This is a genomic window from Bradyrhizobium sp. (assembly GCF_004799445.1).
Classification (GTDB): Bacteria; Pseudomonadota; Alphaproteobacteria; order Rhizobiales; family Xanthobacteraceae; genus Bradyrhizobium.
Genome location: NZ_SSNA01000079.1, coordinates 1 through 4,908, shown reverse-complemented (window position 1 = coordinate 4,908; position 4,908 = coordinate 1). Strand labels below are relative to the sequence as shown.

Below are 4,908 nucleotides of genomic sequence, written 5' to 3'. Positions count from 1 at the left end.
AGACGTTGACGGCAACGCGAATGTGATCCGGCCAGCTGGCCGCCTCCGCGCAAGCGGTTCTCAGCACCCATTCGCCGAGCTCAACGATCAGGCCGGTGTCTTCCGCTACCGGGATGAATTCCGCAGGCGAGACCATGCCACGTTCGGGATGGCGCCAGCGCAGCAGGGCTTCGCAGCCGACCACCTCGTCGTGACGAAGGTCCACCACCGGCTGATAGTGAATCTCGAAGCCGCCGTCCACGAGCGCCTGGCGCAGATCCTGCTGCATTTTAAGCCGGGCTTTTGCGCTGGCGTCCATGGCCGGCTCGAAAAAGCGATGGGTTCGGCGGCCGTCGGCCTTGGCCGCATACATCGCCAGATCGGCATTCTTGATGAGCTGCTCCAGATCGGTGCCGTCGCGCGGAGCCAGCGCGATGCCGATGCTGGCATCGGTCGAGAGTTGGTGGCCGAGGCATTGATAGGGTTGCCTGATCGCTTCATGAATTCGTGTAACGAACTCCACGACATCGGCGACGTTGCCCGCATTCGACTGTATGACCGCAAACTCGTCGCCACCGAGCCGCGCGACAAGGTCGGTCTCCCTGATACAGTTCTTGAGCCGGGCAGCCACGATCTTCAGCAGTTGATCGCCGACATGATGTCCGAGCGAATCGTTGATGCCCTTGAACTCGTCGATGTCGATATAAAGCAGTGCGAACTGCTCGCCCCGACTGGATCGCTGCAGCTCCCGTTCGACCTGTTCGCGGAACAGCACGCGGTTCGGCAGGTCGGTCAGCGCGTCGTAATGCGCAAGGTGCGCAATCTTTTCGTCGGCACGCCGGCGCTCGGTGACGTCTTCCACAACATTGATGATATAGCGGGGTTCGCCGGCCTGATCCCGGATGCCGATACGCTTTGAGGTGATCAAGCGGCTGCCCGACACGTTGCTTTCCCAGCGGTGCTCGTCCAGCGACAGGCCGTCGGGGAAACGCAGCGACTCCTCGTCATCCCTTGCGATTTTCTCGGCGAATACCCTTGGAAATATATCGCTGGCAGTCTTGCCGACGATGGCATCGTTCGACAAGCCGACATGAATCTCGGCCACCCGATTTGCCAGCACATAGCGGCGATCGCGTACACCTTTCACGGTGATCTGCGACGGTATGTGGTCAATGATCTGACGCAGGAATGCATAATTCCGGTCGCGTTCCTGTTCGAGGTTCCGGTGCTCCGTTATGTCTTCCATTGTCGCAACCCAGCCACCCTGCGCCAACGGCCGATTGACGATCTGAACCGCGCGTCCATCGGCGGTTTCGAGAATAGTGTGGGTAACCTTCCCCTGCGCGACGTTGGCCAGAACGGCCGAACAAAATTCCTCGACGTCCCCCTTGAAGGAGCCGATGTCCTTGCGGTGCTGAACAATATCAAAAAAATGGCAGCCCGGCTTTACCACCGCCGGTGATAGCCGATACATATCGATATAGCGCTGGTTGCAAACGACGACACGCGCCGATGCGTCGTACAGAATAAGGCCTTGCGTCATGTTGTTCAGCGCGGTGTCGAGCCGGTGCTTTTCCTGCTCCAGCCGCTGACGCGATTCCCGATGTTGCCAGGTCATCCTTCTCACGATCAGGAACAGAAGGATGGCGATCACCAATGCGGAGAGGCCGGCAGCGGCGATCATGAGTCTGGTTTGGGCGCGCCAGTCCGCCAGCGCTGCTTCGACCGTCGTGGTCGCAACGATTATGATCGGGAAATGGGTCAGTTCGCCGGCTGAACCGAGCCTTTCCTTGCCATCGATGGGACTTTGTAACCGCACGGTCTGATAGCCGCCCTCGGTCAGGATCTTGTGCAGCAGGGGTGCCTTTTTGAGTTTCTGCCCGATCATTGAATCGGCGTGTGGGTGACGCGCCAGCATCGTGCCATCGCGGTGGAACAGGGAAATCGCCATGCCATTACTAAGTGCGACGGATGCAAAGAATTTTTCAAAATTGATGGGATCGATCCGCCTCCCCAGCACGCCAAGAAAGACCCCATTCGGTCCAATCAGTCGGTGGACAAGGATCGTGGTCCAGCCGCCGGTGAAAACGCTGCGAACCGGTTCGACCACGACCGCCGTCGCTTGCGGGTTCGATTTGAAGTCCTTGAAAAAGGCCCGATGGGCAATGCTGACCGCCGGCACGGGCCAGTCGCCTGATGAATTGATCAGCTGTCCGTCGGAATCGAACAGATTGACGTCACCGACATAAGACAAGGCGCTGGTCTTGGACTGCAGCATCAGATGGGCGCTGAAACCGGACATCTGGCCCTTGAATGCTTCAGGCGAAGCAATCTCGGAAAACTGCATCTTCGAGATCAAATCATTGGTGATGATCTCACTGTCCTCGAACTGCTGGTCTAAGTGGCGGGTGAGCAGCAGCACCGTGTTTTCAAGTTCGCGCTCGTTGTTTCGCAGCGTGCTCTCGCGAAATTCACCGACCGTGAGCGCGGTGCCGATGACGATCGCCGCAATCAGGAAAATGCCGCAGAGGATCAGCCACAGGACCGGGTCGCGCCGGATCGAGATGACGGCATGATAAGACCCGATTGCCCCGGTTCGGAGCTTTCCAAGCCCGCCCCAAATGCTGAAAGCTAACTGCCGCATTCCCCGACTCTCCAGCAGATATGCATACGATGCATTAGTGGCATAGCCGTTAGGGAAACCGGTTACCGAAGGCTTAATCGAGGGTTCTGGGCCGGTGAGGTCGTGACAGCCCGCGCCGCAGCGACCCGGCCGCCAGGCCGCCGTAACAACAGAGGCGGAGGACGGGCCTGTCCGCGCATGCCGCCGACGAGCTCGTCTCCGTGTTCGATCAAACTTTGCCTTCCCAAAGCAGCCCACGGCCTCTGCGGCGCGGTCAGCCGCGGCCATTTCAGGCCTCTGTTTCGGCATCCGGAGCGTCATGATAGCGTCCCTTCCGCCAACGCGTGGAATCGAAGCTTCGCCGGCAGCTCAACCGCGGGCGTTGATCAGGGGAGGCAACGGGCAATGGTGGATACTTCCAGCTCTGCGAGTTCTGCGCGCGCAAGCGGGGGCTGGCCGGTGTTCCGCTCCTTCAGCGGGTATCGTCTTCAATTCCTCAGCCGCGATCTGTTTGCAGGCCTCACCCTTGCCGCGATCGCGATCCCCGAGCAGATGGCAACGGCGCGGCTCGGCGGGTTCACGCCGCAGATCGGCTTCTTCGCCTTTCTGGCAGGCTCGCTGGCGTTCGCGGCGTTCGGCAGCAACCGCTTCCTGTCGTGCGGCGCGGATTCGACGATCACGCCGATTTTTGCCGGAGGCCTGGCCGCGCTGGCCGTGTCCGGCTCGGCGGACTACCTGATGCTGGCCGCAGCGCTCGCGCTGATGGTCGGACTTTTGCTGTTCGCGGCCGGAATTTTCCGCCTGGGCTGGATCGCCGACCTGCTCTCGGTACCCGTGACCATCGGCTTTCTCGCCGGCATTTCGGTCCATATCCTGATTTCGCAATTGCCGGTGATACTCGGCCTGCCCGCGCCCGGGGGTCCCATGCTGCAGCGCCTAGCGACCCTTGCGGAGCATCTCGGCCAAACCAATGCGTTCACGCTCGTGATCGGCCTCGGCGTCTTGGCGATCATCGCCTTGTCCGAGCGGATCGATGCGCGAATACCCGGCGCGTTGATCGGCGTTGCGCTGGCGAGCGCGGCCGTGATGCTGCTCAGGCTTGAGAGCAGGGGCGTTGACGTTCTCGGCGCGGTCGCGGTCGGGATGCCGGCGCTTGCGATTCCGGTCATCTCGGCCGGTCACCTGGCGAGCCTGGTGTCGCTCAGTCTCATCATTTCGATTGTCATCATGGTGCAGACGGCGGCGACGACACGATCCTTTCCGTCCGATCGCAACGAGCCGCCGGATGTCGATCGCGACTTCGTCGGCGTCGGCGTCGGCAGTATCCTGTCAGGCTTGATCGGCGCGTTTCCCGTTGACGCCAGCCCGCCGCGCACGGCGGTGGTTTCCGAAACCGGCGGGCGATCCCAGGTCGCCGGCCTCGCCGCCGCGGCGATCGTGATCGCATTGCTGGCATTCGGCGCCTCGCTGCTGCGTCAGATCCCCAACGCCGCACTCGGCGGCGTTCTGCTGTTCGTCGCACTCCGCATCATCCGGGTCCGCCAGATCGTGACGATCTACCGACAGTCGCTGGGCGAATTTCTGCTGATCCTGCTGACGGCGGCGGCCATCATCGTTCTGCCGATCGAACAGGGGGTCGGCATCGGCATTGCGATGTCGCTGCTGCACGGCCTGTGGAGCACGACGCGCGCCCGCGTGCAGGTCTTCGAACGCGTGCCGGGAACCTCAATCTGGTGGCCTTCGAGTTCAAATCTTCCCGGCGAGCGGGAGCCCGGCATTATCGTCGCGGGATTTCCGGCGCCGCTGTCGTTTCTCAACGCCTATCACTTCCGTCGCGACATTCTGGAAGCCTTGAAGTCCTCGCCACAAAAGGCGCGGCTGCTGGTGCTGGAGGCGACGGGCATTGTCGAGATCGATTTTACCGCGGCGCAGATCCTGTCCGAGCTCATTCGCCGCTGTCATGCCGACGGCGTCGATTTTGCCATTGCCCGGCTGGAATCGACCCGCGCGCAGCATGCCCTCGTACGGTTCGGCATCGATGCGCTGTTGGGTCCGGATCGTCAGTTTCATAGCGTCGAGGAAGCGATCCAGGCGCGCGGCGGGAAGGCTGCGGTCCACTAAAGCGGCATGAGTTTAGGTTGAGGTGCGGCGGCGATCAGTCGCTGCTCCCTCTCCCCGCTTGCGGGGTCGAGACGAGCAGAGCTCGCTCTTAGAGGGTTGGGGTGAGGGGGACTCTCGTCAAAGCCGGACTCGCGGATAGTCCCCCTCACCCGATCACTTCGTGATCGACCTCTCCCCGCAGGCGG

The 4,908-nt window shown here is 61.7% G+C and carries 2 protein-coding genes; one reads left to right on the top strand and one right to left on the bottom strand.

The genetic code is table 11. The annotated features are described in order from the left end of the window. The coding region (locus tag E8A46_RS10600; protein ID WP_291560272.1) for a diguanylate cyclase at positions 1–2,890 on the bottom strand (2,890 nt) is incomplete at its 3' end. Positions 2,891–3,007: 117 nt separating this feature from the next. On the opposite strand from E8A46_RS10600, the gene E8A46_RS10595 reads away from it, so the two are divergent. Next, a complete protein-coding gene (locus E8A46_RS10595; RefSeq protein ID WP_291560269.1) occupies positions 3,008–4,723 on the top strand; it encodes a SulP family inorganic anion transporter in 1,716 nt (571 codons plus the stop codon). The last annotated feature ends 185 nt before the right edge of the window (positions 4,724–4,908 follow it).